We start from the raw sequence: 24,787 nt of genomic DNA, 5'->3' as shown, positions 1-24,787 counted from the left end.
GAGGCCGAACTGGCCTTCTATGCAAACCTCAAGAAACTCGATATCGCCGCCTGACATTTGAACCGCCCACCCTCCGGTAAACCCGGGGCAGTTCAAGATCGGCGTGCCCGACTATGGCTATTCGCCCTGCCCGACGGTGTTCTGGGATATTTTCGGCGAGCAGGGCCATCCGATCCGCACCACGATTTCCGACATGGGGCCGCTGCTGCTCAGCCGGCTGATGGGGCTGAACGAAACGCAGGAGGGCGTGCTCAGCATCGCGTTCCGCTACGCCGACGAGCAGAAGCTGCTGCTGCTCGACCTGAAGGATTTGCAGGCGATGCTCGCCTTCACCGCCGAGAACGCCAAGGCGCTTTCAGCCCGCTACGGCAATGTGACGGCGGCCTCGGTGGGCGCTATCCAGCGCAGCCTGTTGACGCTGGAGGACCAGGGCGGCGCACATTTCTTCGGCGAGCCGGCGTTCGATATCCATGACTTCATGGGCATCGACCCCAATGGCCATGGCCAGGTGAACATTCTCGCTGCCGACCGGCTGATGCGCTCGCCGCGGCTCTATGCAACCTTTCTGCTCTGGCTGCTCTCCGAACTGTTCCAGACGCTCCCCGAGGTGGGGGACCCGGAAAAGCCCAAGCTCGTGTTCTTTTTCGACGAGGCGCATCTGCTATTCGACGAGGCGCCGAAAGCGCTGCTCGAGAAGGTGGAGCAGGTGGTGCGGCTGATCCGCTCCAAGGGCGTGGGGGTGTATTTCATCACCCAGAACCCGGTCGATATTCCCGAGACGGTGGCGGGGCAGCTCGGCAACCGCGTGCAGCACGCACTGCGCGCCTTCACCCCCAAGGATGCGCGCGCGATCAAACAGGCGGCCGAGACGTTCCGCGCCAGCCCAGGGCTCGATGTGGCCGAAGCGATCACCGCGCTGAAGGTGGGCGAGGCACTGGTTTCGTTGTTGCAGCCCGATGGCGCGCCCGCACCGGTGCAGCGCACGCTGATCGCACCGCCGCGCAGCCGGGTGGGGACGCTGACCGCCGAGGAGCGCGGGCGGATTGTCGGCTGGTCGAGGTTTGCGGCAAAATATGCGACGCTGGTGGACCGGGAATCGGCCTATGAGCTGCTCGGCAAGCGCACAGCGCAGGCAGCGGACCATGCGGCGGCGGCCGAGGCGGCAAAGGCGGCGGAAAAGGCCGAGGCGCTGGCAGCCAGGGAGCGGGCGGCGCAGGACAAGGCTGCTGCCGCCGCGGCGCGGGCCGAGGCGGCGCGCGAGCGGGCGCGGCCGAAATCGATGACCGAGCAGATTGCGACGACGATGGCACGGTCGGCAGCGAGCAGCATCGGGCGGCAGCTCGGTGGGCGGACCGGGCAGAAATTGCTGCGCGGGCTGCTGGGGGGATTGTTCAAATAGGGACAGCAAGAGCCCCCACCCCGCTCGTGCCGAGGGGCACGAGTCGCCCTCCCCGCAAGGGGAGGGAATTGCGCCGTTTACTGCCCCATCGTCACCTGGGCGCGCTCGGGATCGACGGTGCCGGCGGGGGCGCTGACGATCTCGCGGATGAAGGCGCCCTTGTTGACGGTGTTGGTGGCCATATCCCCGGCGTTGGAGCGAATGGCGGGATCGGCGGTGCCGGCACCGGCACGATCGAGAAGCTGCTGCTCGGCGGGCGAGCGCGGCGGCACGCGCACACCGGGGCCGAACAGCGCTTCCATCGCCTGGCTCTGCGCATCGGCACCCGTGGCGCGCGGCGTGCCGGGGCGCGGCGGGGTGAGGTTGAACTCGGAAGGCACCACCAGCGGGGCGGAACGGCTGATTGCCAGCTCATCGGGGCCGCGACGATCGCCGAGCCGCTTGCCGCCGCCGCAGGCGGTGAGCGCCATGGCGGCAGCGCCGATGAGGAGCAGGGAAAGATTACGCATGCGTTTGATCCTTGTTGGGCAGCAACGCCCGGCCGAGCAGCATTAGCACACCGATGGTGATGGCTGCATCAGCGATGTTGAACACCCAGAAGCTCCACTCGCGCCAGAAGACGTGGAGAAAATCGACGACATAACCGAAGCGGGCGCGGTCGAGGATGTTGCCCGCCGCTCCGCCGAGGACGAGGCCGAGGGCGGCGACATCCCAGCGGTGCTTTTCGCGGGTGATCCAGACCGCCACCGCGATGGCGATGGCGCCGGTGGCCGCCACGAGCAACCAGCGCTGCAGATCGGAGTCGGCGGTGAACAGGCCCATCGACACGCCGGGATTCTGGACGAAGGTGAGGCTGAAGACCGGCAGCACCGGCATCGACCCGATTTCGGGGAGGCGCACGACTTCGAGAATCCAGTATTTGGACAATTGGTCGAGGATGAAGACCAGCGCTGCAATGGGATAGCCGAGGCGCATTTCAGGCGGCGACCACGGTTTCGCAGCGGCCGCACAGGCCCGAGGCTTCGGTGACATCGGGGAGATGGCGCCAGCAGCGTTCGCAGCGCGGATCGGTGGTGGCGGTGATTTGGGCGCCGGTGGTTTCGCCATGGACGATCTCGATGTCGGCGGTGATGCAGAGCTCGGCGAAATCCAGCCCTTCGAGGGCGACGCGGTCTTCGGCTGTCGTGGTGAGAGTGACGGCGGCTTCGAGCCCCGAGCCGACGGTCTTGCTGCGACGGAGCGGCTCGATGGCTTCGGTGACGGCGCTGCGAAGGGCGCGCAGCCGTTCGAAGCGGGTCGCTAGGGCGTCGTCGCGCCAGCCGGCGTCGATGGCGGGCCATTCGAGGAGGTGGACCGAGCCGCCATCGGGGTAGCGTGTTCCCCAGACTTCTTCCGCCGTGAACACCAGCACCGGGGAAAGCCAGCGGGTGAGCGCGTGGAAGAGCGTGTCGAGCACGGTGCGATAGGCGCGGCGGCGGGGGCTGGTGGCGGCATCGCAATAGAGCGAATCCTTGCGGATATCGAAGACGAAGGCCGAGAGATCGTTGTTCACGAAGGTGGAGAGGGTGGCGACATAGGCGTTGAAATCGAAATCGGCGATGTTGGCGCGCAAGGCGGCGTCGATTTCGGCGAGGCGGTGGAGGACCCAGCGTTCGAGCTCGGGCATGGCAGCGGCGGGGAGGCGCTCGGCCTCGTCGAAACCGTCGAGGGCGCCGAGGAGATAGCGGAAGGAATTGCGCAGCTTGCGATACTGGTCGGCGACGCCTTTGAGGATTTCGGCACCGATGCGGTGATCTTCGGTGAAATCGACGGTGGCGGCCCAGAGGCGGAGAATATCGGCGCCATAATCCTTCATCAGCACCAGCGGATCGATGGTGTTGCCGAGCGATTTGGACATCTTGCGGCCCGACTGGTCCATGGTGAAGCCATGGGTGAGGACGGCCTTGTAGGGGGCGCGGCCGCGGGTGCCGCAGCTTTCCATCAGGCTCGACTGGAACCAGCCGCGATGCTGGTCCGAGCCTTCGAGATAGAGGTCCGCAGGCCATTGCAGCTCGGGCCAGCGGCCGCTTTCAAGGACGAAGGCATGGGTGCAGCCGCTGTCGAACCAGACATCGAGAATGTCGGTGACCTGCTCGTAATCGTCGGCGCGGTCGCCGAGGAGGGTTTGCGCGAGTTCGGGGGTCCAGGCATCGACGCCGTGTTCGCGGACCGCGGCGATGATGCGTGCGTTGATGGCGGGGTCTTTCAGATATTCGCCGGACTTCCTGTCGACGAACAGGGTGATGGGGACACCCCAGGCGCGCTGGCGCGAGATGACCCAATCGGGGCGATCGGCGACCATGGCGCCGATGCGGTTGCGGCCCTTTTCGGGGATGAAGCGGGTTTCGGCGATCGCTTGCAGCGCGGTTTCGCGGAGGGTGAGGCGGGTGCCGGGGGCTGTGACATCGTCGGGGGTGGTGGCACCGCCCTCGCCTTCCCAGCGCAGATCGGCGCGGGCATCGGCGGACAGGGCGAGCAGCCTGGTGTCCATCGGGATGAACCATTGCGGGGTGCAGCGGTAGATGACACGCTTTTTCGAGCGCCAGCTGTGGGGATAGCTGTGCTTGAAGGGGCTGGCGGAGAGGAGTGCTCCGGCGTCGCGCAGGTCCGAGCAGATCGGGCCATCGGGGGCGTTGAACTTTTCGTTGATGACATTGCCAGTGGCGCCGAGCCAGGGCCAATCGGCACGGTAGCGGCCATCGGCTTCGACGGCGAAGACCGGGGCGATGCCATTGGCCTTGCACAGCGCGAAATCGTCCTCGCCGTGATCGGGGGACATGTGGACGAGGCCGGTGCCGGCGTCGGTGGTGACGAACTCGCCGGGGAGGAAGGGGCGGGGCTTGGCGAAGAAGCCGCCGAGGTGGTGCATGGGGTGGCGGGCGGTGGCTGTGGCCAGTGCCTCGGGAGTGACAAGTGTCTCCTCTGTCAACACAAACCCGGTGCGCGCAGCGAAACTTTCGATAAGTTCGCGACACAGGAGGAAGCGCCGGCCGACTTCGTTACGCACGACCACATATGCTTGCTGGTAAAAGCCTTCCTTGCCTAGTGACGGATTGAACGCGATCGCCTGATTGACTGGGATGGTCCAAGGGGTAGTGGTCCAGACGACAGCAAACGCCCCTACTAATTTTGGAGCGCCAGGGCATTCGACAATCTGGAAGGCGACGTCGATCTGGGTGGAGGTGACGTCCTCATATTCGACTTCAGCTTCGGCCAGCGCGGTCTTTTCAACCGGCGACCACATCACCGGCTTGGCGCCGCGGTAGAGCTGGCCGGATTCAGCAAACTTCAGAAGCTCGGCGACGATGGTGGCTTCGGCGGCGAAGTCCATGGTGAGATAGGGCTTTTTCCAGTCACCGTTGATGCCGAGGCGGGTGAGCTGGCCGGCCTGCACATCGACCCAGCCCTGGGCATAGGCGCGGCATTCGGCGCGGAACTCGGGCTTTGGGACTTCGTCCTTGTTGAGTTTCCTGGCGCGGTATTTTTCCTCGACCTTCCATTCGATGGGGAGGCCGTGGCAATCCCAGCCGGGGACATAGGGCGCATCGAAGCCGAGCAGCGAATGGGTGCGGACGACGAGGTCCTTCAGCGTGTGATTGAGGGCGTGGCCGATGTGCATGTCCCCGTTCGCGTAAGGCGGGCCATCGTGGAGGATCCATTTGGGCTTGCCGGCGCGGGCCGCGCGGAGCTGGGCGTAGAGGTCGGTCGCCTGCCAGTGGGCGAGGATGAGCGGCTCCTTTTCAGGCAGGCCGGCCTTCATCGGAAAGTCGGTGCGCGGCAGGAACACCGTGGTGCGATAGTCTGGCTTGTTCATGGGGATTGCGTCTAGTGGCCCATCACCTTGCTGTCACGGTTCAACTGACAGTTTGAGAACGGTGCGGGCGTCCTCGGCATCGCGCATCACCTGGGCGATAAGCGCATCGAGGCCGTCGAGCTTCATTTCGGGGCGGAGATACGCGACGAGCTCGACTTCGAGGGTCTGGCCGTAGAGATCGCCGTCCCAATCGAGGAGCCAGGTTTCGAGGAGCTCGACGGGGGGCTCTATCATGGGGCGGACGCCGAGGTTGGCGACGCCGCCGATGCGCTCGCCCGACGGCAGGCGGACCCAGACGGCGTAGACGCCATAGGCAGGGCGGACATAGTCGCCGAGCGCCATGTTGGCGGTGGGGAAACCCAATTGCCGGCCGAGCTTGGCGCCGTGGATGACTTCGGCGCGCACCGCGAAGCGGCGGGTGAGGAGGGCGGCGGCGGCGGCGGGATCGGCGGCGCGCAGGGCTGCGCGGATGCGGGTGGAGGAGATGGTGCCGCCGCTGTCGGTGACCGCACCGACGACCTTGGCGGTGAAGCCATGGGTGGCTCCGAGGGCGGCCAGATGGGTCACATCGCCTTCGCGGGCGCGGCCGAAGGTGAAATCCGCACCCGTGACGACGCCCGAGACGCCGAGGCGACCCACGAGCCACTCCTGCACAAAGGCTTCGGCGGAGAGGCTGGCGAGAGCGCCGTCGAAGGGGATGAGGACCGCGGCATCGACGCCGAACGCGCCGAGCAGCGCCTGCCATTGCGCGGGATCGGTGAGGCGGAAGGGGGGGAGGCCGGGCTGGAACAGCCGGGCGGGGTGGGGATCGAAGCTGGCAACAAGGGTGGGGACGCCGGCGGCGCGTGCGGCAGCAAGGGCAGCACCGACCACCGCCTGATGGCCGGCGTGAAAGCCGTCGAAATTGCCGAGCGCCACCACGCCGCCGCGCATGTTCGCCGGCAGCGGCGCTCCCCCGGTGATCAAGTCCATCATCGGCCTTTAGCGGGCGGGCTCGGGTTCGGGAAGAGCGGGGGCTTGTGGCGTTTTGGCGAGCGGGATGAGGCCCTGGCGGATGAGGCGCAGCGCGTTGCCGCCCATGACCTGCTCGATGACGCTTTCGGAGAGGCCGGCATCGAGCAGCGCCTGGGTGAGGGCATCGAGGTGGGCGGTGTCGAAGCCGGTGGTGACGGCGCCGTCGAAATCCGAGCCCAGCCCGACATGATCGGGGCCCATGATGGCGATGGCGGCGGCGATGGCTTTTGCGGTGGCTTGCGGCGTGGGGGCGCAGACGGCGGCATCCCAATAGCCGATGCCGATCATGCCGCCATTGGCTTTCAGCGCCAGAAGCTGCTCGGTATCGAGATTGCGCGGGGTGTCGCAGGTCGCCTTGATCCCGCCATGGCTGACGAGGACGGGGCGGCGGGCGATGCGGAGGACGTCGAAGAAGGTCTTGCGGCTGGCGTGGGCCAGATCGACGATGATGCCCTGCTCTTCCATGGCGGCGACGACCTTTGTGCCGAAGGGGGTGAGGCCGCCCTTGGCAACGCCGTGCATCGAGCCGGCGACATCATTGTCGAAGAAGTGCACCAGCCCCATCATGCGGAAGCCGGCGGCGTGGAGGCGGGCGACATTGGCGAGCCTGCCTTCGAGATTGTGCGCGCCTTCGGTGCTGAGCAGTGCGCCGGTAACAAGGCGGCCATTGCTGCGGGCATCGACCAGGCCATCGAGATCGGACGCCGAGCGCACCGGCCAGAGCAGGCCTTCGGACTGGAGCACGGCGGACTCGAGCTTTTCGGCGTGCCAGAGCGAGCGTTCGAGCAGGCTGTTCCAGGTGCGCGGCGGTTGCAGCTGGGCGATGGCGAGCAGGGTGATGTTGTCCGAATCGGCGGTGTTGCTGTCGTAATTCTGGCCCTTGGGTGTCTTGGTGACGCTGGAGAAGACCTGCAGCGCGACGCCGCCGGCCTGGAGGCGTGGCAGATCGACATGGCCGCGGCGGGAGAGCGACAGCAGGTTGCGCTGCCAGAGCAAGGTGTCGGCGTGGAGATCGACGATGGTGAGGCGGGCGTGGAGGCGGCGCGCCTCCTCGCTGACCGGCCAGCGGCCGGGGCCGGCGACGCGGTTCATGCGGCCCTCGGCGATGCCGGGGCCGAAGGCGAGAAAGCCGGCGATGGCGAGCAGGAGCAGGCCGGTGACGGTCAGGACGATCATGCGCATGTGGTGGCCCCCTCAGCGCCGCAGCAGCGTGACGAAGGCAAAGCCGGGCCTGCCCTCTTCGGATGGATGGGCGGTGCGCGCAACCTCGTGCCAGTCCGCAGGTGCAAAGGGCGGCAGATGCGTGTCCCCTGCCGGAGCTGCATCGACCTCGGTGAGCTCGATGCGGGTGGCGAAGGGCAGCGCCTGGGCGTAGATTTCGGCACCGCCGATGATCATGATGGTGCCGAAGGTGCGCGCCTCCATGCCGGTGGCGGCGAGCGCCTCGGCCATGTTGGGGACCGTGGTGACGCCTGTCGCCGCCCAGCCGGGCTGGCGGGTGAGGACGATGTTGTGGCGGCCCGGCAGCGGCTTGCCGATCGATTCGAAGGTCTTGCGGCCCATCACCACCGGCTTGCCGACGGTGAGCGCCTTGAAGTGCCTGAGATCGGCGGGCAGGTGCCACGGCAGCGCGCCGCCGTTGCCGATGACGCCATTGCGGGCGCGCGCGACGACGATCACGACTTCGCGGGCCATCAGACGGCGACCGGCAGCTTGATGGCGGGGTGCGGATCATAGCCTTCGACGACGAAATCATCGAATTTGTACTCGAAGATCGAGTCGGGCGTGCGGGTGATGTGCAATTTGGGGAATGGCCTTGGATCGCGCTGCAATTGGGTGGTGATCAATGCCTCGTGATTGAGATAGGCATGACAATCCGCACCCATCCAGACCATTTCGCCGGGCAGCATTTTACATTGCTTTGCAAGCATGTGAAGAAGAACGCTGGCTTCAAAAATGTTAAATGCAAAGCCGAGTCCCAAATCGCATGATCTTTGATACAAGATGCACGAAAGTCTCTTGTCCTCGACGAAATACTGGTATGTCATATGACAGGGTGGCAACGCCATCTGGTCAATCTCGGCAACATTCCAGCCCGAGAAGATCAGGCGGCGACTATGGGGGTTGGATTGCAATTGATGCACGAGGGTGCTGATCTGGTCGTGGCCGTGCGGTTCTCGGGTGAACTGCCCATCGGGGGTCGGGGTGTATCGCGGCCAATTTCGCCATTGGGCGCCATAGACGGGGCCAAGGTCTCCCCAGCGTTCGGCAAAGGCATCGTCGGTGATGATGCGCAATTCGAAATCTTCCGCCGAAATCGCCTCGCCGGTTTGTTGCCGGTATTTGGCGAGTGGCCAATCGGTCCAGATGTGGACGCCATCGGCGACAAGCGGGCGGATGTTGCGGCTGCCCGACAGGAACCAGAGCAGTTCGCGGAGTGCGGGCTTCCAGAACACCCGCTTGGTGGTGAGGAGCGGCACCGTGCCGTCCGACAGATCGAAGCGCATGGTGGCGCCGAACAGCGCGCGGGTGCCGACGCCGGTGCGATCGATGCGGGTGCTGCCCTCCTCCCACACGCGGCGGACGAGATCGAGATACTGGTGCTCGGGATGCCGCGCGCTGCCGTCTTGACCCACTATCTTCTCCCTCGCGCCCGTGTGCTTCGCGCCAATGAGCTTCAGGCCAGTGTGCTTCAGGCCCGTCTTTCTCGCGCGTCATGCCCTCTATCGGCTGGAAGCCTTGCTGCTTGCAAGCGGCTGACCAACCGCAGCGCGGTTCGCTTTTTCGCACTTCTCCCCATCGGTGCTGGCAGGCCCATGGCGCATTGACCCTTCGCCATCCCTGCCCGTTGCCGAGGGTGCTCCGGCATTCCGAAGACCGATGCATGCGGCCCTCCCCGCCTGCCAGGCCCAGGACTGCCGGGGCACCCGACCCCTTGACTCCGAGCTGACCCTTCAACCCGAGTGGCAATGACCGAGCTTCTGACCATTTGGCACCTGATGCTCGCCGAAGCGCTGCTGCTGGTGGGGCTGGGTTTCCTGCTTTCGGGAATCGACGACCTGCTGATCGATGCGGTTTTTTTCGTGCGGCTCGGCTGGCGGCGGCTGACGGTGTACCAGCGCCACCCGCGCGCCGATGTGCAGGCGCTGGCCGGCCAGGCGGCGCCGGCGCCGATCGCGATCCTGGTGCCGGCATGGGACGAATCGGCGGTGATCGGTGCGATGCTGCGCCATCTGACGGCACGGATCGACTATCCCGATTATCGGGTGTTCGTGGGCATCTATCCCAATGATCCGGTGGGTGCAGCGGCGGTGGCGGCCGTGGTGGACTGGCGGGTGCAGCAGGTGCGCTGTGCCGCCCCCGGCCCCACCAGCAAGGCGGACTGCCTGAACCAGCTCTGGGCGGCGGCCCTTCGCCATGAAGTGCGCGCCGGCAGGCGCTTCAAGGCGGTGGTTCTGCACGACGCCGAGGATGTGGTGCATCCGCAGGAGCTGCACCTGTTCAACGCGCTGATCCCGCGGCTGGCGCTGGTGCAGCTGCCGGTGCGGCCGCTGCCCGACCCGGATTCGCGCTGGGTGAGCGGCCATTATCTCGATGAATTCGCCGAGGCGCATGGCAAGGACCTGATCGTCCGCGAGGCGCTGGGGGCGGCGGTGCCTTCAGCCGGGGTGGCGACCGGGCTCGACCGCGACATGGTGGCGGCGATTGCCGCGACACAGCCCGGGCGGGCGCCGTTCGACGCGGCCAGCCTGACCGAGGATTACGAGCTGGGCCACCGGGTGCGGGCGCTGGGCGGGCGCACGGCGCTGGTGCGGATGCGCAGCCGCGGCGAGCGGCTGGTGGTGGCGACGCGCGAGCATTTTCCAGCGACTTTCGGCGCGGCGGTGCGGCAGAAGAGCCGCTGGCTGGCGGGCATTGCGCTGGCGGGGTGGGACCGGATTGGCTGGCCGCCGGGCCTTGCCACGCGCTACATGCTGGTGCGCGACCGCAAGGCGGTGCTGACGGCGCTGCTCGGGCTTGCGGGCTATGCGCTGGCGCTGCTGGTGGTGCTTGATGCGGTGCTGCGGCTGGTGCTGCCGGCGGCAGCGCTGCGGCCACCGCTGGTGCTGCCGGAGTCCGGATTGGCGCTGCTGCTGGCGGCAAACATTGCCATGTTTGGCTGGCGGCTGCTGATGCGTGCGGGCTTCACCGGGGCGGCGCATGGCTGGCGCGAAGGGCTTTGCGCGGTGCCGCGCGCACTTGTGGCCAACATCATCAATGCCGCCGCGGCGCTGGCGGCGATCCGCCGCTACCGGGCGATGCGCACCGCCGGCAGTGCTGGCGAATGGGGCAAGACGCAGCACCGCTTCCCGACGGCGGCGGGGTTGGCCGAATGATGCGCCCTTCCCCAGCATCGGATTCGGCCCCAGCATCGGCTTCTGCCCAGGCTTTTGGCGGTGGCAGCCAGCCGCTGCGGGCGCTGGCGCTGCTGGGGGCAGCGGTGGTGGGCTGGGGGGCGGCGCGGCTGCCGGCGCTGGTGAGCGAGCGTGCCCTGCTGCAGGCTTCGCTTCTGGCGCCCGATATGGGAGCGGGGGCGGGGCCAGTGACAGACGCGGGTTCGGCTGCTGCGGCCGTGGTGCCCGGCCTGCCGGTGGGACCGCCGCCGGGGTGGGGCTGGCCGGTGCCGGTCGACCGGCCCTATCCGGTGTACATTCAAGTGCCATATCCTGTTGCAGCGCCCGCACCGGCGCCGGCGCCGGCTGCGCCGAACTGGGTGTGGCCGCCGCAGGCGCCGGTGCCCGCTCCCGAGCAGGGGGTCGAGCAGGGGGCCGAGCCGACAGGTCTCGATTCGAGCAGGGCATCGCCACTGTCGCCGCCTCGACCGCCGGCTGCAGGCGTGCTCGCTGAGGCGGCATATGCGCGGCTGAAGGCGGGGGACAGGCGCGAGGCAGCGCGGCTGTTCGATGCGGCCTTTGCTGCCGATCCCGATGCGATCGATTCGCGGCAGGCGCAGTGGCACCGTGATGCCGCAGCACTGCGGCGGCGCTGGTTCGGCGAGGGCTGGGCGCTGGTGCGCGCCGCCCCCATCGATCCGGCGGCCGGGCTGGCAGCGCTGCCGGTGCTCGGCGGCGGCCAGATTGGGGCCCAGCTTGGCTACACGTTCAACCCGCTCGGGCAGATGCCGGTGGCGCTGATCGGACGGCTGAATGCCGGAACCGATGCAACCGGTGCTGTCGACCGGCGGACCGCACAGGCGGCGGTGGGACTGCGGATTCAGCCGCTGCCGGGCGTGGCGGTGGCGGCAGAGCGGCTGATCTCGGCGGGGGACCTGGCGCGCGACGACTGGCTGGTGCGGCTGAGCAGCGGCGGCGAGAAGGCGTTCAGGCTGGGCGTGCCGTGGACGCTCGACGCCTATACGGAGGCCAGCCTGCTCGGCAATGGCGACTGGCTGATCGGCAGCCAGGTGCGGAGCCGCGCGCGGCTGTGGCAGCGGCCGGGGCTCGACGTGACCGCCGGGCTGGGCGCCTGGAGCAGCGTGCAATCGACTGGCGGCGGCACGATCGGACGGACGGACATCGGGCCGACGGCGGCGGTGCGGGTAAATCGCAGGCGGCTGGTCTTTGCGGTATCTGCCGATTATCGGCAGCGGGTGGCGGGCACGGCGGCGCCGGACAGTGGGCCGGTGCTGACGGTGAGCACAGCGTTTTAACGCCTGGTTGGGGAAAGTTCGGCCCCCTGCGGTACCACCCGAAGGTGATGCAGCAAGGGGCCAGGCCCTCCCCGCCTAGCTCTGATCGCACTCCGGCTGCCGGCGCGCGGCAGCGGCAGCCGGATTGTCGTTGGCGATGGTGCGCCGGTCTCCCAGTTGCTGGAGCACGGCGCGATTGTGGAGATGGGCGAGCAGATCGTTGAGGAGCGGCACGGTCTTGGTGACAAGCTGAACGGCCTGTGCCTCCCCGATCCGATCGGCCATATTGCCGAAGAACAACTTCATTTCCTGTCGCACCAGCCAGTCGACGAGATCGACGAAGATCCGCATGTCCTTGGGCAGGAAGCCTTGATCGCGCGTCAGCCCCAGTTCCCACATCTGCTTGAGGATGGCGAGGATGGCGGCATCGCCGGCAGACACTGTGCCAGCGGCATCGGGCTTGATCATGCCGGTGGCGACATGGGCATCGGCAAGAGCCGGGTCGAGTCCCTGGCTTCGCATGATCTCGGCGAGCGAGCGGCGCCCGCCGGGAGGCGACAGGAGCGGCGCTATCAAGGCATCGAGCATGGGAAAGCGGGTATGGGCGAGCCAGGACGCACTGTCATCGGCATCGAGCAGGGTGCGGATGACGGCGAGGGGGAGGAAACGCTCCTCCTGCAGTCGTTTGATGGTGTGCAGCCGGGTGACATGGACATCGCTGTAGGTGGCCGAATTGCGGCTGGTGCGCGCCGGCTCGGGAAGCAGGCCCTCACGAATATAGAAGCGGATGGTCTCCCGCCCGATTCCACTTGCCGCTTCAAGCTCTCGCATTCGCATGTTCTTGTCATATCATTCCGCGCACGCATTGGATACGTGGCAGCGCGCGTGCTAACCATATTCCGTGCAAGCGTTTGCGGCCCTTCTCGATGCGCTGCTGTTCACCGGCAGCCGCAATGCCAAGCTGCGGCTGATTGGCGATTATCTGCGCAGCACCCCCGACGCCGACCGGGGCTGGGCACTGGCGGCGCTGACCGGCGGGCTCGACCTGAAGGCGGTGCAGCCGAGCCTGCTCAAGGCGCTGGTCACCGCGCGGGTCGATCCGGTGCTGTTTGCGCTGAGCCATGATTTCGTGGGGGATCTGGCCGAGACGATCTCGCTGCTGTGGCCGGGGGTGCCAGTGTCGGAAGGGGCGCCGTCGCTCGACGAGGTTGTGCGGCGGCTTTCCGGCCTGAGCCGGGCGGAGGCGCCGGCGGTGGTGGAGGCGCTGCTCGACAGCCTCGATCCGCAGGGGCGCTATGCGCTCATCAAGCTCGCCACCGGAAGCCTGCGGATCGGTGTTTCGGCAAGGCTAGCGAAGACCGCGCTGGCCGATGCCTTCGGGCTCGATGTCGAGGCGGTGGAGGAGGTGTGGCACGGGTTGGCGCCACCCTATGCGACACTTTTTGCCTGGGCGGAGGGACGGGCGCCGGCGCCCCTGGCCAGCGACCTGCCGGTGTTCAGGCCGTTCATGCTGGCGCATCCGCTCGAGGAGACGCCGCTCGACCTCGACGCCTATGTGGCGGAGTGGAAGTGGGACGGGATCCGGGTGCAGCTTGTGCATGCCGGGGGCGAGACGCGGCTCTACAGCCGCTCGGGCGATGATATCACGGCAAGCTTTCCCGATGTGGCGGCGGCGTTTGCGACGCCGGCCCCGTTTCCGGCCACGCTCGATGGCGAGCTGCTGGTGCGCACCGGCGATGCCGAGCTGGCGGCGGCCAGCTTCAATGCGCTGCAGCAACGGCTCGGGCGCAAGGCGCCGGCGGCGAAGCTGCAGAGCGAGGCGCCGGCGTTCGTGCGGCTCTATGATGCGCTGGCGGTGGACGGGGCGGACCTGCGCGCCGAGCCCTGGACGGTGCGGCGGGCGGCGCTGGAGGGGCTGGTGTCGCGGCTCGACCCGACAAGGTTCGACGTGTCGCCGCTGATCGAGGCGGCGGACTGGACGGCGCTCGAAGCGCTGCGCGAAGGGGCACGCGATGCCGCGATCGAGGGGCTGATGCTCAAGCGGCGGGACAGCGCGTACATCGCCGGGCGGCGCGCCGGGCTTTGGTACAAGTGGAAGCGGGCAGCACTGACCGCCGATTGCGTGCTGATGTATGCGCAGCGCGGGCATGGGAAGCGCTCGGGATTGTATTCGGACTTCACCTTCGGCGCGTGGAGCGAGGATGGCGCGCTGCTGCCGGTGGGCAAGGCCTATTCGGGCTTCACCGATGCCGAGCTGAACGGACTCGACCGCTGGGTGCGCAGCCATACGGTGGCGCGCTTCGGGCCGGTGCGTGAGGTGGAGAAGACCTATGTCGTCGAGGTGGCGTTCGATTCGCTGCACCTGTCGAAGCGGCACAAATCGGGGCTGGCGATGCGCTTTCCGCGGTTTTTCCGCTTGCGGCCCGACAAGCCGGCGGATGAGGCGGATACCATCGCGACGCTGATGGCGATGGTGGCGGACTGAGGGCAGCTTACTCGCGCTGCCCGCGGCGTCTCCTATTCGCGCTGCCCGCGCGAGCGGCGCTCGCCGCGACGGTTGCCGCTGGTGTTGGGGGAGAGTTTGCGCGGGCGGGGCTTGGGTGTGGGCGGCGCTTCGAACACCGGCACGCCGAGCGTGAGATCGAAGCCGAGCATTTCGAAGCTTTCGACCATGTGTGCCGGCAGCGGTGCTTCCACATCGATGCGGCCACCGGGGGAATCGATGACGAGGCGGCGGGCGTGGAGGTGGAGCTTGCGGCTGATGCCGCCGGTGAGGAAGCTCTCCTTGCCGCCATATTTGGCATCGCCGATCAGCGGGTTGCCGATGGCGGCGGCGTGGACGCGGATCTGGTGGGTGCGGCCGGTTAGCGGCGAGAACTCGACCCAGGCGGCGCGGCCGGCGGCCTTGTCGATGAGCCGGTAGCGGGTGCGCGCCGGCAGGCCCGCGGCCTCGTCGACGCACATCTTCTCGCCGCCGCTGCCGGGCTGCTTGGCGAGCGGGGCGTCGATCTCGCCTTCGTAGAGCTTCGGCACGCCCAGCGTGAGCGCCCAATAGGTTTTTTTCGCATCGCGGCTGGCGAAGGATTTGGAGAAGAAGGCGGCGGCGCGGGCGGTGCGCGCGAGGAGCAGGACGCCCGACGTGTCCTTGTCTAGCCGGTGGACCAGCTTGGGGCGGGTCGTCATGTCGAATTGCAGCGCATCGAGCATGCCGTCGACGTGCGTGCTGGTGCCGGTGCCGCCCTGGGTGGCGAGGCCGGGGGGCTTGTTGATGACGATGGCATGGGCATCCATGTGGATGACCATCGCCTGCATGTATTCGATCTGCTCGGGGCTGAGCGGGGTGCGCTCGGTGGCAACCGGGCGGGGGGCGGCGACTTCGGGCATCAGATCGGGCCATTGGAAGCTCTGGCCGGCAACAAGCCGGTCGCCGGGGCCGACCTTGGTGCCATCGGCACGCAGCTGGCCGGTGCGGCCCCAGCGGGAGGCGATGTTGAAGGTGATTTCCGGGTGGTGCCGCTTGAAGAAGCGATCGACGCGGATGCCATCATCCTCTTCGGTGATTTGTGCGTTTGGCATCAGTTGCGTCCCAATTGCACGCCGAGCAGGGCCGCGACGATGCCGCCGGCGACCGAGGAGACGGCATAGGCGGTGGCCAGCAGCAGTTCGCCGCGCGTGACCATCGCCACCAGCTCGACGCTGAAGGTGGAAAATGTGGTGAAGCCGCCGAGCACGCCGACGCCGAGCAGCAGGCGCAGCGGTTCGTCCTGGCCGCCCAGACTTCCACTACCCAGCCGGGAGAGCAGCAGCCCGAGCAGTAGGCTGCCACCGATGTTGATCATCCAGGTGCCCCAGGGGAAGCCGGGCGGCAGGCTGGAAGCGGCCCAGACGCCGATGAGATAGCGCAATGCCGCACCGGTGCCGCCGCCAAGAGCGACGAGCAGGACGGGTGGCAGGGATGCGAGGGCGGTCATGTGTGCGACGCTCCTAGCGCAGGGTGCGGAATCCGCCAAATCAGGCCCCGGATCAGGCCCGGATCAGGCGCCGGATCAGGCAATGCCAAAGGTCCAGCCTTCGGTTGTGGCAAGTGCGGGGGTGAGGGCGTGTGGTTGCCACCAATGGGGTTGGGCTGCGATGACGCGGAGGCCGGCGGCGGTGATGAGGGCATCGCCGACATGATCGGGGAAGCGCTCGGGGAGGCCGGCGGGGGCTTTGCTGCCGAAATGCGCGAGGGCGGTGGCGAGGGCGGCGCGATCACGGAGCTTGCCGCGGGTGCCGGCCATGCGGGCGAAGGCCTGGGCATAGATTTCGAGGATGACCGGGCCGGATGCGGGCAGCGGATCGAACGGCCAGACCGGCCAGCCGAGGCGGTGCAGCAGCCGCATGGCGCTGAGCGAAGCCTTGCCGACCTGGGAGGCGCCGAGCAGGACGAAATTCGAGGTGGGGACGCCGAGGCCCGAGGTCGCATAGACCTGCTCGCAGACCCGCAGATGCGCGCGCAGGTGGCGGGGCCCATCGGCGGCGCCCATCCAGAAGGCGTCTCGTCGGGAAGTGACAAAGGCGTGGCCGGCGAGATCGGGCTCGGCGGCGCACACGGTTTCGATCTCGGCCCATAGGGTGCGCGCTGGTGCCTCGAACCCCTGAACGGCGGCAAAGCCGAAGCCGGCGTCCATGCCGACCAGCACATTGCCCGAAAGCGCGCCCAGCCAATCGAGAACGCCGCTGCGTGACCAGACCCCGCCGGGGGGCAACACCAGCCGCGGCGGGCCATCGGCTTCGGCGAGCGCAACCTGCACGCTGGGGTGGCGGCGCCCGACCGCGCCCGACCAGTCGATGCCGACGAAGCGGGTGAACCTCATCGAAGCTCGACGATCTGCTCGCCGTTGGCGAATGCCGACACTGCATCGCCCAGATGGGCGATCAGTTGCTCGACCAGCCGTGCATTGCTGCAATTGCCCAGTCGCACCCAGAGCAGTTGCAAAGGCGGGCGCGTTGCCAGAGCCAATCGCAGAAAATCCGCATCCTTGGTGATGATGACCGCCTGCCTGTCCGCGGCGTGTGCGCAAACCTCGACGTCGGTGGCATCGAGTGCTGCCAGTTCGCCGATATGCCAGCTTTCATGGCCCAGTTCCCTGAGCTGGGATGACAGCAAGGGTGGCAGTTGTGCGTCGACCAGAAAGTTCATTCGGCGGCGATGAGCACCGGATGATCCGCCTGGTCGGCGGCAAATGCGAGGCAGGCGAGCACGTCGGCGCGGCTGAGATAGGGAAATGCCGCCACGAGATCGTCGACGCTATCCCCGCCGGCCAGATAGGCGAGGACATCGCGGACACGCATGCGCGTGCCCTTCACGCAGGGCTTGCCGCCCAAGACACCGGGCCGCGATTCGATATGGTCGAGATAGCTGTCCATGACGTGCCTGATACAGTTTTTTTGGGCAGCAGGCGAATGGACAGTGCGTTGCGTCAGTCCTTGCCCCGCCGCGCTGTGCGCCGGCGCGCCCATTCGGCCATGCGTTCGGCGAGACGGGCTTCATGGCCGCGGGGGCTGGGGTTGTAGAGGCTTTGCGCGCCCACACCTTCAGGCCAGTAATCGGCGGCGGAAAAGCCGTCGGGCGCGTCATGATCATATTCGTAACCGGCGCCGTGGCCGAGCTGCTTCATCAGCTTGGTGGGGGCGTTGAGGATATGTGCCGGCGGGCTGAGCGAGCCGGTGGCGGTGGCGAGTTTTTTCGCTGCCTTTTCTGCGGCATAAGCGGCGTTGGACTTGGGCGCTGTGGCGAGGTGCAGGCAGGCCTGCACCAATGCCAGTTCGCCTTCGGGCGAGCCGAGCAATTGATAGGCCTGCACCGCTGCCATCGCCACCAGCAGCGCCTGCGGATCGGCGAGGCCGATGTCTTCGCTCGCAAAGCGGACCATGCGGCGGGCGAGATAGAGTGGCTCCTCGCCCGCCACCAGCATCCGCTCGAGCCAGTAGAGGGCGGCATCGGGATCGGAGCCGCCCAGCGATTTGTGCAGCGCCGAGATCAGCCCGTAATGACCGTCGCCGCTGGCGTCGTAGACCGGCATGCGCCGGTGCAGGAGTGCTGCGAGTTCGGTCGGCCCCAGTGGCTCGGCGAGGTTTGCTGCGAGGAGCGTTTCGACCTGGCCGAGCAGGAAGCGGCCATCGCCATCGGCCGACGCAATGAGGGCTTCGCGGCCTTGCGCGGTGAGCGGCAGCGGCGCGGCTTCGGCGGCCTCGACGCGGGCGAGGAGGGCTTCGAGAGCCTCGGCATCGAGCCGGCGCACCACCAGCACCTGCGCGCGGCTGAGAATGGCGGCGTTGAGTGCGAAGCTCGGGTTTTCGGTGGTCGCCCCTACCAGCGTCACCACGCCGTCCTCGACCACGCCGAGAAAGCCGTCCTGTTGGGCGCGGTTGAACCTGTGGATCTCGTCGACAAAGAGCAAGGTGCGCGTCGGCGCCATGCGCGCCTCGGCGAAAAGGGTTTTCAGCTCGGCGACGCCGGTGAACACCGCCGAGATGCCGACGAAGCGCATGCCCACTGCATCGGCGAGCAGGCGGGCAATGCTGGTCTTGCCGGTGCCGGGTGGGCCCCAGAGGATGAGGCTGGACAGCCGGCCGCTGGCGACCATGCGGCCGATGGCGCCTTGCGCGCCGGTGAGATGCGCCTGGCCGAGCACATCGGCCAAGGATTTGGGGCGCAGCTTTTCGGCGAGGGGTGCTTTTTCGGGGTCGGGGCCGAACAGATCCCCCATCGATCAGCTCTTGAAGAAGGGCTTGACCTCGCCTTGCAGCTTGATGGTGAGGGGATAGCCCTTGCGGTCGCGCGCGGTGCCCGCGACGACCTTCACCCAGCCTTCGGACACGCAATATTCGTCGACGTTGGTGCGCTCGGTGCCGTTGAACATGATGCCGATGCCGCGCTCGAGCAGATCGGGCGCGTAAAAGGGGCTACGCGGCGAGGCGGACACCCGGTCGGGCGGGGTGTCGCCAGCAGCAGCGGCGGCGGGAGCTTCGGCGGGTGTTTCGGGTTCTTCGGACATGGCGTGTCAGTGACGCAGCGGCGACTATGGGTCAAGACGACAATGGCCGCGCCCCTTGCGGGACGCGGCCATCAGATCGAGTTCGAAGCGAAGCTCAGGCTTCCGGCTCGGCCTCGGTGCCATCCGGAGCGGCTTCCGCGCCGGCGTCCGGCTCGGCTGCCGGAGCGTCCTGCGGGATGCCGGGCTCGGCGTTGGCATCATAGGCTTCGGTGAAGCCGGTCTCTTCGCGGGCGTAGAGATCGGCGTTCACATCGACGCCCTTGGCCTGCAGCTCGGCTTCTTCGGTCGAACGCGCGACGTTGACGGTGACGGTGACGACAACTTCCGGGTGCAGCGCCACACGGACGGTGTGCAGACCTAGCGCCTTGATCGGCTTGTCGAGCACGATCTGGCCCTTGTGGACCTTGTGGCCACCGGCGGTGAGCGCTTCGGCAAGGTCGCGCGCGGCGGCCGAACCATAGAGCTGGCCGCTGTTGGAGGCCTGGCGGATCATCACAACGCTGGCGCCATCGATGTCCTTCGCGTCCGAACGCGCGATATCGCGACGCTTGGCGTTGTCGGCTTCGATGCGCGCACGATCGGCTTCGAACTTCTTGCGGTTGCCTTCGGTGGCGCGGAGCGCCTTGCCGCGCGGCAGCAGGTAATTGCGGGCGAAGCCGGGCTTCACATTGACGACATCGCCAATGGCACCGAGCTTTTCGACGCGCTCAAGCAGAATCACATCCATTGTCTGCTCCTCACTTCACGAGATAGGGCAGCAGGCCCAGATGGCGTGCTCGCTTGATGGCCTGTGCCAGCTCGCGCTGCTTCTTGCCCGAAACGGCGGTGATGCGTGCCGGCACGATCTTGCCGCGCTCCGAGACGAAGCCCTGGAGCAGGCGCACATCCTTGTAGTCGATGGCAGGTGCGTTGGCGCCCGAGAAAGGGCAGCTCTTGCGGCGGCGGAAAAACGGACGTCCCATGATCTATCCTCCTCAGGCCATCGAACGCGGGGCACGGTCGGAGCGCCCATCGGAACGGGGACCCCGATCACCACGATCACCACCACGGTCGCCGCGATCACCACGGTCGCCGCGGTCACCACGATCCGGACGGTCACCGCGATCACCACGGTCGCCGCGGGGAGCGCCGCCATCACGATCACCGCGCTCGGAACGCTCACCGCGACGCAGCATGGCGCTGGCTTCGGTCGGCAGTTCATCGGTGCGGACGGTCATGTAGCGGATGACGTCTTCGTTGAGCGCCACGTTGCGCTCGAGCTCGGCGACGGCCGCGGGGGGGGCATCGAGGACCAGCATGACGTAATGCGCCTTGCGGTTCTTGGCGATGCGATAGGCCAGCGTGCGCAGGCCCCAATATTCCTGGGTTGCAACAGTGCCACCACCATCGGTGACAATCTTTGCAAAGCCTTCCGTCAGCGCTTCAACCTGGCCAGTGGCCAGATCCTGCCGCGCGAGGAAGACATGCTCGTAAAACGGCATGCTTCATTCTCCTTGCCGATCGCTGACGCCGCCCCATGCGAACGCCCCTCCGGCTTGCTTTTCCCCGCCGGTTGGCAGGGAGCGGGGGCTATGGGCCAGCCTCGGGAGAAAAGCAAGGCTCAGCGCGGCGGTGCGAGCAGAGGGGCAATGGCAGGATCAGCTTCGACGCTGGCACGGAAGCTGGGGGTGAGCTTGATGCCGGCAGCAGCTTCATAGGCGAAGCCCAGCGCCAGCATGCGCGCATCGTCCCATTTGGCGCCGACGAAGCTCAGGCCCACGGGCAGCCCCTGGACGGCGCCCATGGGCACGGTGAGATGAGGATAGCCGGCCACCGCGGCGTAGCCGGTGGGGCTGCCACGGCCGGGGCTCTGGTCGCCGAAGGCGGCGTCGATCATCCAGGCGGGCGAGGTGGTGGGGGCGACAAGGGCGACGGCATTGGCGGATTTGAGCATGGCGTCGATGCCGTCCGGGCCGGCGAGGCGGAGCGATTCGGTGCGGGCCTTCAGATATTCGGGGTCGGTCAGGCCCTTGGTGGCCTCGGCCTTGGTGAAATCGTCCTGGCCGAACAGCGCCATCTCACGCGCCGCATTGGCTTCGTTGAAGGCGATGGCCTGGGTGAGGCTGCGGACCTGGACGGCGGCGGGGGTGGAGGCGAGATAGGCATTGAGGCCGGCCTTGAACTCGGTGAGCAGCACCGTGTATTCGGCCGCCCCCATGGCAGTGCGGCCCTCGGGCGCCTGGACATCGACGAGCACCGCACCCTGGGCCTCGAGCACGCCGAGAGCGGTCTCGAACAGCGCATCGACGGGTTTCAGCCAGCCGGTGGCCGAGCGCAGCACGGCGATGCGGACGCCGCGGAGCGCATCGGGGCGCAGGCCGGCTTCATAGTCGGTGCGGCGGGCATCGGCTTGCGTGGTGGCCGGATCGGCAGGGTCGGTGCCGGCGAGGGCTGTGAGCAGGCGGGCCGCCAGCCGCACATCGCGCGTCATCGGGCCGGCGGTATCCTGCGAGCTGCTGATCGGCACGACATGGGTGCGGCTGACAAGGCCGACGGTGGGCTTGAAGCCGACGATCCCGTTGATGCTGGCGGGGCAGACCACCGAGCCATCGGTCTCGGTGCCGATGGCGGCATCGACCATGCCGGCGGCGACCGCAGCACCCGAGCCCGAGGAGGAGCCGCAGGGGGTGCGGCCCAGGGCGTGCGGATTGCGGACCTGGCCGCCGAGACCGCTCCAGCCGGAGATGGAATGATCGCCGCGGAAATTCGCCCATTCGGAGAGGTTGGTCTTGCCGAGGATGACCGCACCCGCCGCGCGCAGCCGCGCGACGAGGGGCGCGTCGCGCTCGCTCAGATTGTCCTTGAGTGCCAGGCTGCCGGCGGTGGTGGGCATGCCCTTCACGTCGATATTGTCCTTGATCAGGATCGGCAGGCCGAACAGGGGCCCTCGCGCCATGCGCTGCCGGTCCATGGCGCGGGCTTGTGCGGCGATGTCGGGCGTGATGGCAAGCACGGCGTTGACCTGGGGGTTGCGCGCCTCGATGCGGGCGAGGGCTGCGAGCGTGGCGGTTTCGGCCGGGCCGACCGGCTGGGCCTGCGCCATTGTTGCTGCCAGCATCAGCGTGCCAGCCAGGATCGTCCGCATTGTCTTTGCCCCCACAACTCGTTGCTCTGGTTGCAGGGCTGGCGGCGAAAAGCAATTCGCATCGCGCGCTGCGGCGCCGTTGACTTATGAGTGTAGTTGCACATATAAAGCGGCATGAACACCACGCCTGCTGCCATCGCCGATTCCTGCCTGTGCCTTGCAGTGATGCGCGCTGCACGCCGCACTGCAAGGCGCTTCGATGATGCGCTGCGACCGATGGGGATCACCTCGGGGCAATTCTCGATCCTGGTGGCGATCGCCGCATCGAAGGGAGCGTCGCTCGGCGAGATTGCCGACCGGATGGGAATGGACCGCACCACCCTCACCCGCAATCTCAAGCCGCTCGAAACCGAGGGCGTGATCGCGACCGAGGCCGACCCCGACGATGCCCGCCGCCGGCGGCTGGTGCTGACCCAGACTGGCGGCGCCTTGCTCACCCTCGCCACACCGCATTGGCAGGCGGCGCAAAAGGCGACCGAGGCGCAGCTGGCTGGGCCTGCTGCAGGCGCGCGGGCGATCCTGACCGAAATGGAATGAAGACCCGCACCCTAAACGTGTAATTACACTTAAACGAAAGGCCCTGACATGATCCTTGCCCTTGTTCTTGCGCTCTGGCTCTTCGCCGTCATCATCGCCGCTGCTTCGGGTTGGCTTGCAGCCCTGCATCCGCCGCTGATCGCAGCCATGGTCGCTGCCACCATCATGCTGCCGATGCTCGCCTATGCCGCACTGCCAGGCTTCCGCCGCACTATTGCCGCCATCGGGCACCGGCGGATCATCATCTTCCATATCTGGCGGATTCCCGCGGCGCTGCTGTTCTTCTGGTTCGGGATGGCGGGGGAACTGCCGCCGCTGTTTTGGGTGCTTGCCGGCAGCGGCGACCTGGTGGCTGGCGCCTATGCGCTGCGGCTGGCCCGCCAGCCGACGCTGAGTGCAGCCGAAATCCATGGCTTCCACCGCTTCGGCCTTGCCGATTTCGTGGTGGCGGTGGGCACCGGCCTCAGCTTCACGCTGCTCGGGGACCTGCGAATGGCGCCAGTGGCATCGCTGCCACTGGCGCTGGTCGTGCTCTATGGCGTGGGCATTTCAGGGGCGAGCCACCTGATGGCGTTCGCGATGCTGCGCCGGGCCCGCGCCTGAGCTTCAGGCGGTGGCAGCAAGCGCGCTGCGGCCACGTTTGACGACGAGCTTGTTGAGCGCGTTCACATAGGCGCGTGCGCTTGCGACAAGCGTGTCGGTGTGCGCGCCGGTGCCGCGGACGGTGCGACCATCCTCGGCGAGCAGCACGCTCACTTCGGCTTGGGCATCGGTGCCGGCCGTGACGGCATGGACCTGGTAGAGCTGCAGGATGGCGCCTTCGTGCGGCACCAGCTTGCGGATGGCGTTGAACAGCGCATCGACCGGGCCGTTGCCGCGCACCGCCGCGGTGTGCTCGGTGCCGTCGATGCTCAGCGTGAGGATGGCGCGCTGCGGGCCGTTGGAGCCGCAATAGACTTCGACCTCGAGGACCTGGATGCGGTCGTGGCCGCGCAGCACTTCGTCATCGACCAGCGCCACGATATCCTCGTCGAAGACCTGCTTCTTGGCGTCGGCGAGATCCTTGAAGCGCTTGAAGGCATCGCCGAACTCGTTGTCCGACAGGTTGTAGCCCATTTCGGACAGCTTCTGGCGGAAGGCGGCGCGGCCGCTGTGCTTGCCGAGGACAAGGTTGGTGGCGCCCTGCCCCACGCTCTCGGGCGTCATGATCTCGTAGGTGCCGGCGTCCTTGAGCATCCCGTCCTGATGGATGCCGCTTTCGTGGGCAAAGGCGTTGGCGCCGACCACGGCCTTGTTGGCCTGCACTGCCATGCCGGTGATGCCGCTCACCAGCCGCGAGGCGCGGGTGATTTCGGTGCTGACGATGCCGGTGCGCACCGGATGCACGTCGTGGCGGACGCGGATGGCCATGGCGATCTCCTCGACCGCGGCATTGCCGGCGCGCTCGCCGATGCCGTTGATCGTGGCTTCGCACTGGCGCGCCCCCGCCATGATGGCGGCGAGCGTGTTGGCGACGGCGAGGCCGAGATCATTGTGGCAATGGGTGGAGAAGATCACCTTGTCGGCATCGGGGACGCGGCCGATGACATCGCGAAACATGGCGCCGTAGGTTTCGGGCGTGGCATAGCCCACGGTGTCGGGCAGGTTGATCGTGGTGGCACCCGCGCGGATCGCGGTTTCCACCGCACGGCACAGGAAGTCCGGATCCGACCGGGTAGCATCCTCCGCCGACCATTCGACATCTTCGCAGAGATTGCGGGCGTGCCCGACCGAGAAGGCGATTGCGTCGAGCACCTCTTCGGGCGTCTTGTTCAGCTTGGCGCGCATATGGAGCGGCGAGGTGGCGATGAAGGTGTGGATGCGCGGCTGGCGCGCCCCCTTCACGGCCGCCCAGGCACGGTCGATATCGGGAATGGCGGCGCGGGCGAGGCTGGCGACGATGGCGCGCTCGCACTGACTGGCGACAGCGGAGACGGCTTCGAAATCCCCTTCGGAAGCGATGGCGAAACCGGCTTCGATGATGTCGACGCCGAGTGCTTCGAGCTGGGCGGCAACTTTCAGCTTTTCTTCGAGGTTCATCGAACAGCCGGGAGACTGTTCGCCGTCACGCAGCGTGGTGTCGAAAATGCGGATATGGTCGGTCATGATGGGC

Annotated in this window: 25 protein-coding genes and 1 pseudogene; 6 read left to right on the top strand and 20 right to left on the bottom strand. The window is 67.4% G+C overall.

Annotated elements, in window-relative coordinates; all coding sequences use genetic code 11:
• Nucleotides 1-94: 94 nt before the first annotated feature.
• A pseudogene (locus FHS79_RS12035) lies at nt 95-1,399 on the top strand (helicase HerA-like domain-containing protein); the annotation flags it as partial.
• Between the two features lie 77 nt (nt 1,400-1,476).
• Here FHS79_RS12035 and FHS79_RS12030 read toward each other — a convergent pair.
• From FHS79_RS12030 to FHS79_RS12000, 7 genes are read right to left on the bottom strand one after another with little or no spacing between them, the layout of a single operon-like run.
• Nucleotides 1,477-1,908 carry a DUF3035 domain-containing protein gene (locus FHS79_RS12030; protein WP_184200220.1) on the bottom strand — a complete coding sequence of 144 codons (432 nt, stop codon included), beginning with the start codon at nt 1,906-1,908 and terminating at the stop codon, nt 1,477-1,479.
• Nucleotides 1,901-2,374: a signal peptidase II gene (gene lspA, locus FHS79_RS12025; RefSeq protein WP_184200217.1), complete on the bottom strand. Its 474-nt coding sequence runs from the start codon at nt 2,372-2,374 to the stop codon at nt 1,901-1,903. Before lspA ends, FHS79_RS12030 begins: the two co-directional genes overlap by 8 nt.
• 1 nt (nt 2,375) lies before the next feature.
• On the bottom strand, nt 2,376-5,252 hold the full coding sequence (gene ileS / locus FHS79_RS12020; RefSeq protein WP_184200214.1) for an isoleucine--tRNA ligase: 2,877 nt from the start codon (nt 5,250-5,252) through the stop codon (nt 2,376-2,378).
• Nucleotides 5,253-5,285: 33 nt separating this feature from the next.
• Nucleotides 5,286-6,224, bottom strand: coding sequence for a bifunctional riboflavin kinase/FAD synthetase (locus tag FHS79_RS12015; RefSeq protein WP_184200211.1), 939 nt, complete (start codon nt 6,222-6,224; stop codon nt 5,286-5,288).
• Between the two features lie 9 nt (nt 6,225-6,233).
• Nucleotides 6,234-7,448, bottom strand: a complete 1,215-nt coding sequence (locus tag FHS79_RS12010; RefSeq protein WP_184200208.1) for a dipeptidase — start codon at nt 7,446-7,448, stop codon at nt 6,234-6,236.
• A 12-nt stretch (nt 7,449-7,460) separates the two neighbouring features.
• Entirely contained in the window at nt 7,461-7,961 is a 501-nt protein-coding gene (locus FHS79_RS12005; RefSeq protein WP_184200206.1) for a dihydrofolate reductase, read from the bottom strand.
• Nucleotides 7,961-8,905: a thymidylate synthase gene (locus tag FHS79_RS12000; RefSeq protein WP_424022267.1), complete on the bottom strand. Its 945-nt coding sequence runs from the start codon at nt 8,903-8,905 to the stop codon at nt 7,961-7,963. The genes FHS79_RS12005 and FHS79_RS12000 overlap by 1 nt, the downstream gene beginning before the upstream one ends.
• Nucleotides 8,906-9,235: 330 nt before the next feature.
• On the opposite strand from FHS79_RS12000, the gene FHS79_RS11995 reads away from it, so the two are divergent.
• Nucleotides 9,236-10,642 carry a glycosyl transferase family protein gene (locus FHS79_RS11995; protein ID WP_184200200.1) on the top strand — a complete coding sequence of 469 codons (1,407 nt, stop codon included), beginning with the start codon at nt 9,236-9,238 and terminating at the stop codon, nt 10,640-10,642.
• Complete coding sequence (locus FHS79_RS11990; RefSeq protein ID WP_184200197.1) at nt 10,639-11,955, top strand: hypothetical protein; 1,317 nt, start codon at nt 10,639-10,641, stop codon at nt 11,953-11,955. The genes FHS79_RS11995 and FHS79_RS11990 overlap by 4 nt, the downstream gene beginning before the upstream one ends.
• A gap of 75 nt (nt 11,956-12,030) precedes the next feature.
• Here the strand turns inward: FHS79_RS11990 and FHS79_RS11985 are convergent, their stop codons facing one another.
• Nucleotides 12,031-12,765 (bottom strand): MerR family transcriptional regulator, encoded by a 735-nt coding sequence (locus FHS79_RS11985; protein ID WP_184200194.1) that lies wholly within the window; start codon nt 12,763-12,765, stop codon nt 12,031-12,033.
• A 70-nt stretch (nt 12,766-12,835) separates the two neighbouring features.
• On the opposite strand from FHS79_RS11985, the gene FHS79_RS11980 reads away from it, so the two are divergent.
• The gene (locus FHS79_RS11980; protein ID WP_184200191.1) at nt 12,836-14,419 is read left to right on the top strand and encodes a cisplatin damage response ATP-dependent DNA ligase; all 1,584 of its coding nucleotides are present in this window, start codon (nt 12,836-12,838) and stop codon (nt 14,417-14,419) included.
• A 32-nt stretch (nt 14,420-14,451) separates the two neighbouring features.
• Here FHS79_RS11980 and FHS79_RS11975 read toward each other — a convergent pair whose 3' ends face one another.
• From FHS79_RS11975 to FHS79_RS11925, 11 genes are all read right to left on the bottom strand, one after another.
• On the bottom strand, nt 14,452-15,510 hold the full coding sequence (locus FHS79_RS11975; protein WP_184200188.1) for an RluA family pseudouridine synthase: 1,059 nt from the start codon (nt 15,508-15,510) through the stop codon (nt 14,452-14,454).
• Nucleotides 15,510-15,905: a fluoride efflux transporter FluC gene (locus tag FHS79_RS11970; RefSeq protein ID WP_243452847.1), complete on the bottom strand. Its 396-nt coding sequence runs from the start codon at nt 15,903-15,905 to the stop codon at nt 15,510-15,512. The genes FHS79_RS11975 and FHS79_RS11970 overlap by 1 nt, the downstream gene beginning before the upstream one ends.
• 75 nt (nt 15,906-15,980) lie before the next feature.
• Nucleotides 15,981-16,790, bottom strand: a complete 810-nt coding sequence (locus FHS79_RS11965; protein ID WP_184200185.1) for a hypothetical protein — start codon at nt 16,788-16,790, stop codon at nt 15,981-15,983.
• Nucleotides 16,787-17,083, bottom strand: coding sequence for a DUF5615 family PIN-like protein (locus FHS79_RS11960; protein WP_184200182.1), 297 nt, complete (start codon nt 17,081-17,083; stop codon nt 16,787-16,789). The genes FHS79_RS11965 and FHS79_RS11960 overlap by 4 nt, the downstream gene beginning before the upstream one ends.
• Before the next feature lie 29 nt (nt 17,084-17,112).
• Nucleotides 17,113-17,343: a DUF433 domain-containing protein gene (locus FHS79_RS11955; protein ID WP_184200179.1), complete on the bottom strand. Its 231-nt coding sequence runs from the start codon at nt 17,341-17,343 to the stop codon at nt 17,113-17,115.
• 53 nt (nt 17,344-17,396) lie between these two features.
• Nucleotides 17,397-18,686: a replication-associated recombination protein A gene (locus tag FHS79_RS11950; RefSeq protein ID WP_184200175.1), complete on the bottom strand. Its 1,290-nt coding sequence runs from the start codon at nt 18,684-18,686 to the stop codon at nt 17,397-17,399.
• A gap of 3 nt (nt 18,687-18,689) precedes the next feature.
• Entirely contained in the window at nt 18,690-18,974 is a 285-nt protein-coding gene (locus tag FHS79_RS11945) for a DUF3297 family protein (protein ID WP_184200172.1), read from the bottom strand.
• 94 nt (nt 18,975-19,068) lie between these two features.
• Nucleotides 19,069-19,701, bottom strand: coding sequence for a 50S ribosomal protein L9 (rplI, locus tag FHS79_RS11940; protein WP_184200169.1), 633 nt, complete (start codon nt 19,699-19,701; stop codon nt 19,069-19,071).
• A 10-nt stretch (nt 19,702-19,711) separates the two neighbouring features.
• Nucleotides 19,712-19,936: a 30S ribosomal protein S18 gene (gene rpsR, locus FHS79_RS11935; RefSeq protein ID WP_184200167.1), complete on the bottom strand. Its 225-nt coding sequence runs from the start codon at nt 19,934-19,936 to the stop codon at nt 19,712-19,714.
• 12 nt (nt 19,937-19,948) lie between these two features.
• Nucleotides 19,949-20,455 (bottom strand): 30S ribosomal protein S6, encoded by a 507-nt coding sequence (rpsF, locus tag FHS79_RS11930; protein WP_184200164.1) that lies wholly within the window; start codon nt 20,453-20,455, stop codon nt 19,949-19,951.
• A 119-nt stretch (nt 20,456-20,574) separates the two neighbouring features.
• Entirely contained in the window at nt 20,575-22,098 is a 1,524-nt protein-coding gene (locus FHS79_RS11925; RefSeq protein WP_184200162.1) for an amidase, read from the bottom strand.
• Between the two features lie 114 nt (nt 22,099-22,212).
• Here FHS79_RS11925 and FHS79_RS11920 point away from each other — a divergent pair, with 114 nt between their 5' ends.
• Together FHS79_RS11920 and FHS79_RS11915 are read left to right on the top strand one after the other, a co-directional pair.
• Nucleotides 22,213-22,635, top strand: coding sequence for a MarR family winged helix-turn-helix transcriptional regulator (locus tag FHS79_RS11920; RefSeq protein WP_184200159.1), 423 nt, complete (start codon nt 22,213-22,215; stop codon nt 22,633-22,635).
• 48 nt (nt 22,636-22,683) lie between these two features.
• Nucleotides 22,684-23,238: a permease gene (locus tag FHS79_RS11915; protein WP_184200156.1), complete on the top strand. Its 555-nt coding sequence runs from the start codon at nt 22,684-22,686 to the stop codon at nt 23,236-23,238.
• Between the two features lie 3 nt (nt 23,239-23,241).
• Here the strand turns inward: FHS79_RS11915 and FHS79_RS11910 are convergent, their stop codons facing one another.
• Nucleotides 23,242-24,780: a 2-isopropylmalate synthase gene (locus FHS79_RS11910; protein ID WP_184200153.1), complete on the bottom strand. Its 1,539-nt coding sequence runs from the start codon at nt 24,778-24,780 to the stop codon at nt 23,242-23,244.
• Between the last annotated feature and the right edge of the window lie 7 nt (nt 24,781-24,787).

This window comes from Polymorphobacter multimanifer, assembly GCF_014205635.1.
GTDB lineage: Bacteria > Pseudomonadota > Alphaproteobacteria > Sphingomonadales > Sphingomonadaceae > Sandarakinorhabdus > Sandarakinorhabdus multimanifer.
Note: the sequence above shows the minus strand (reverse complement) of the source record. Positions and strands in the feature narration are given on the sequence as shown.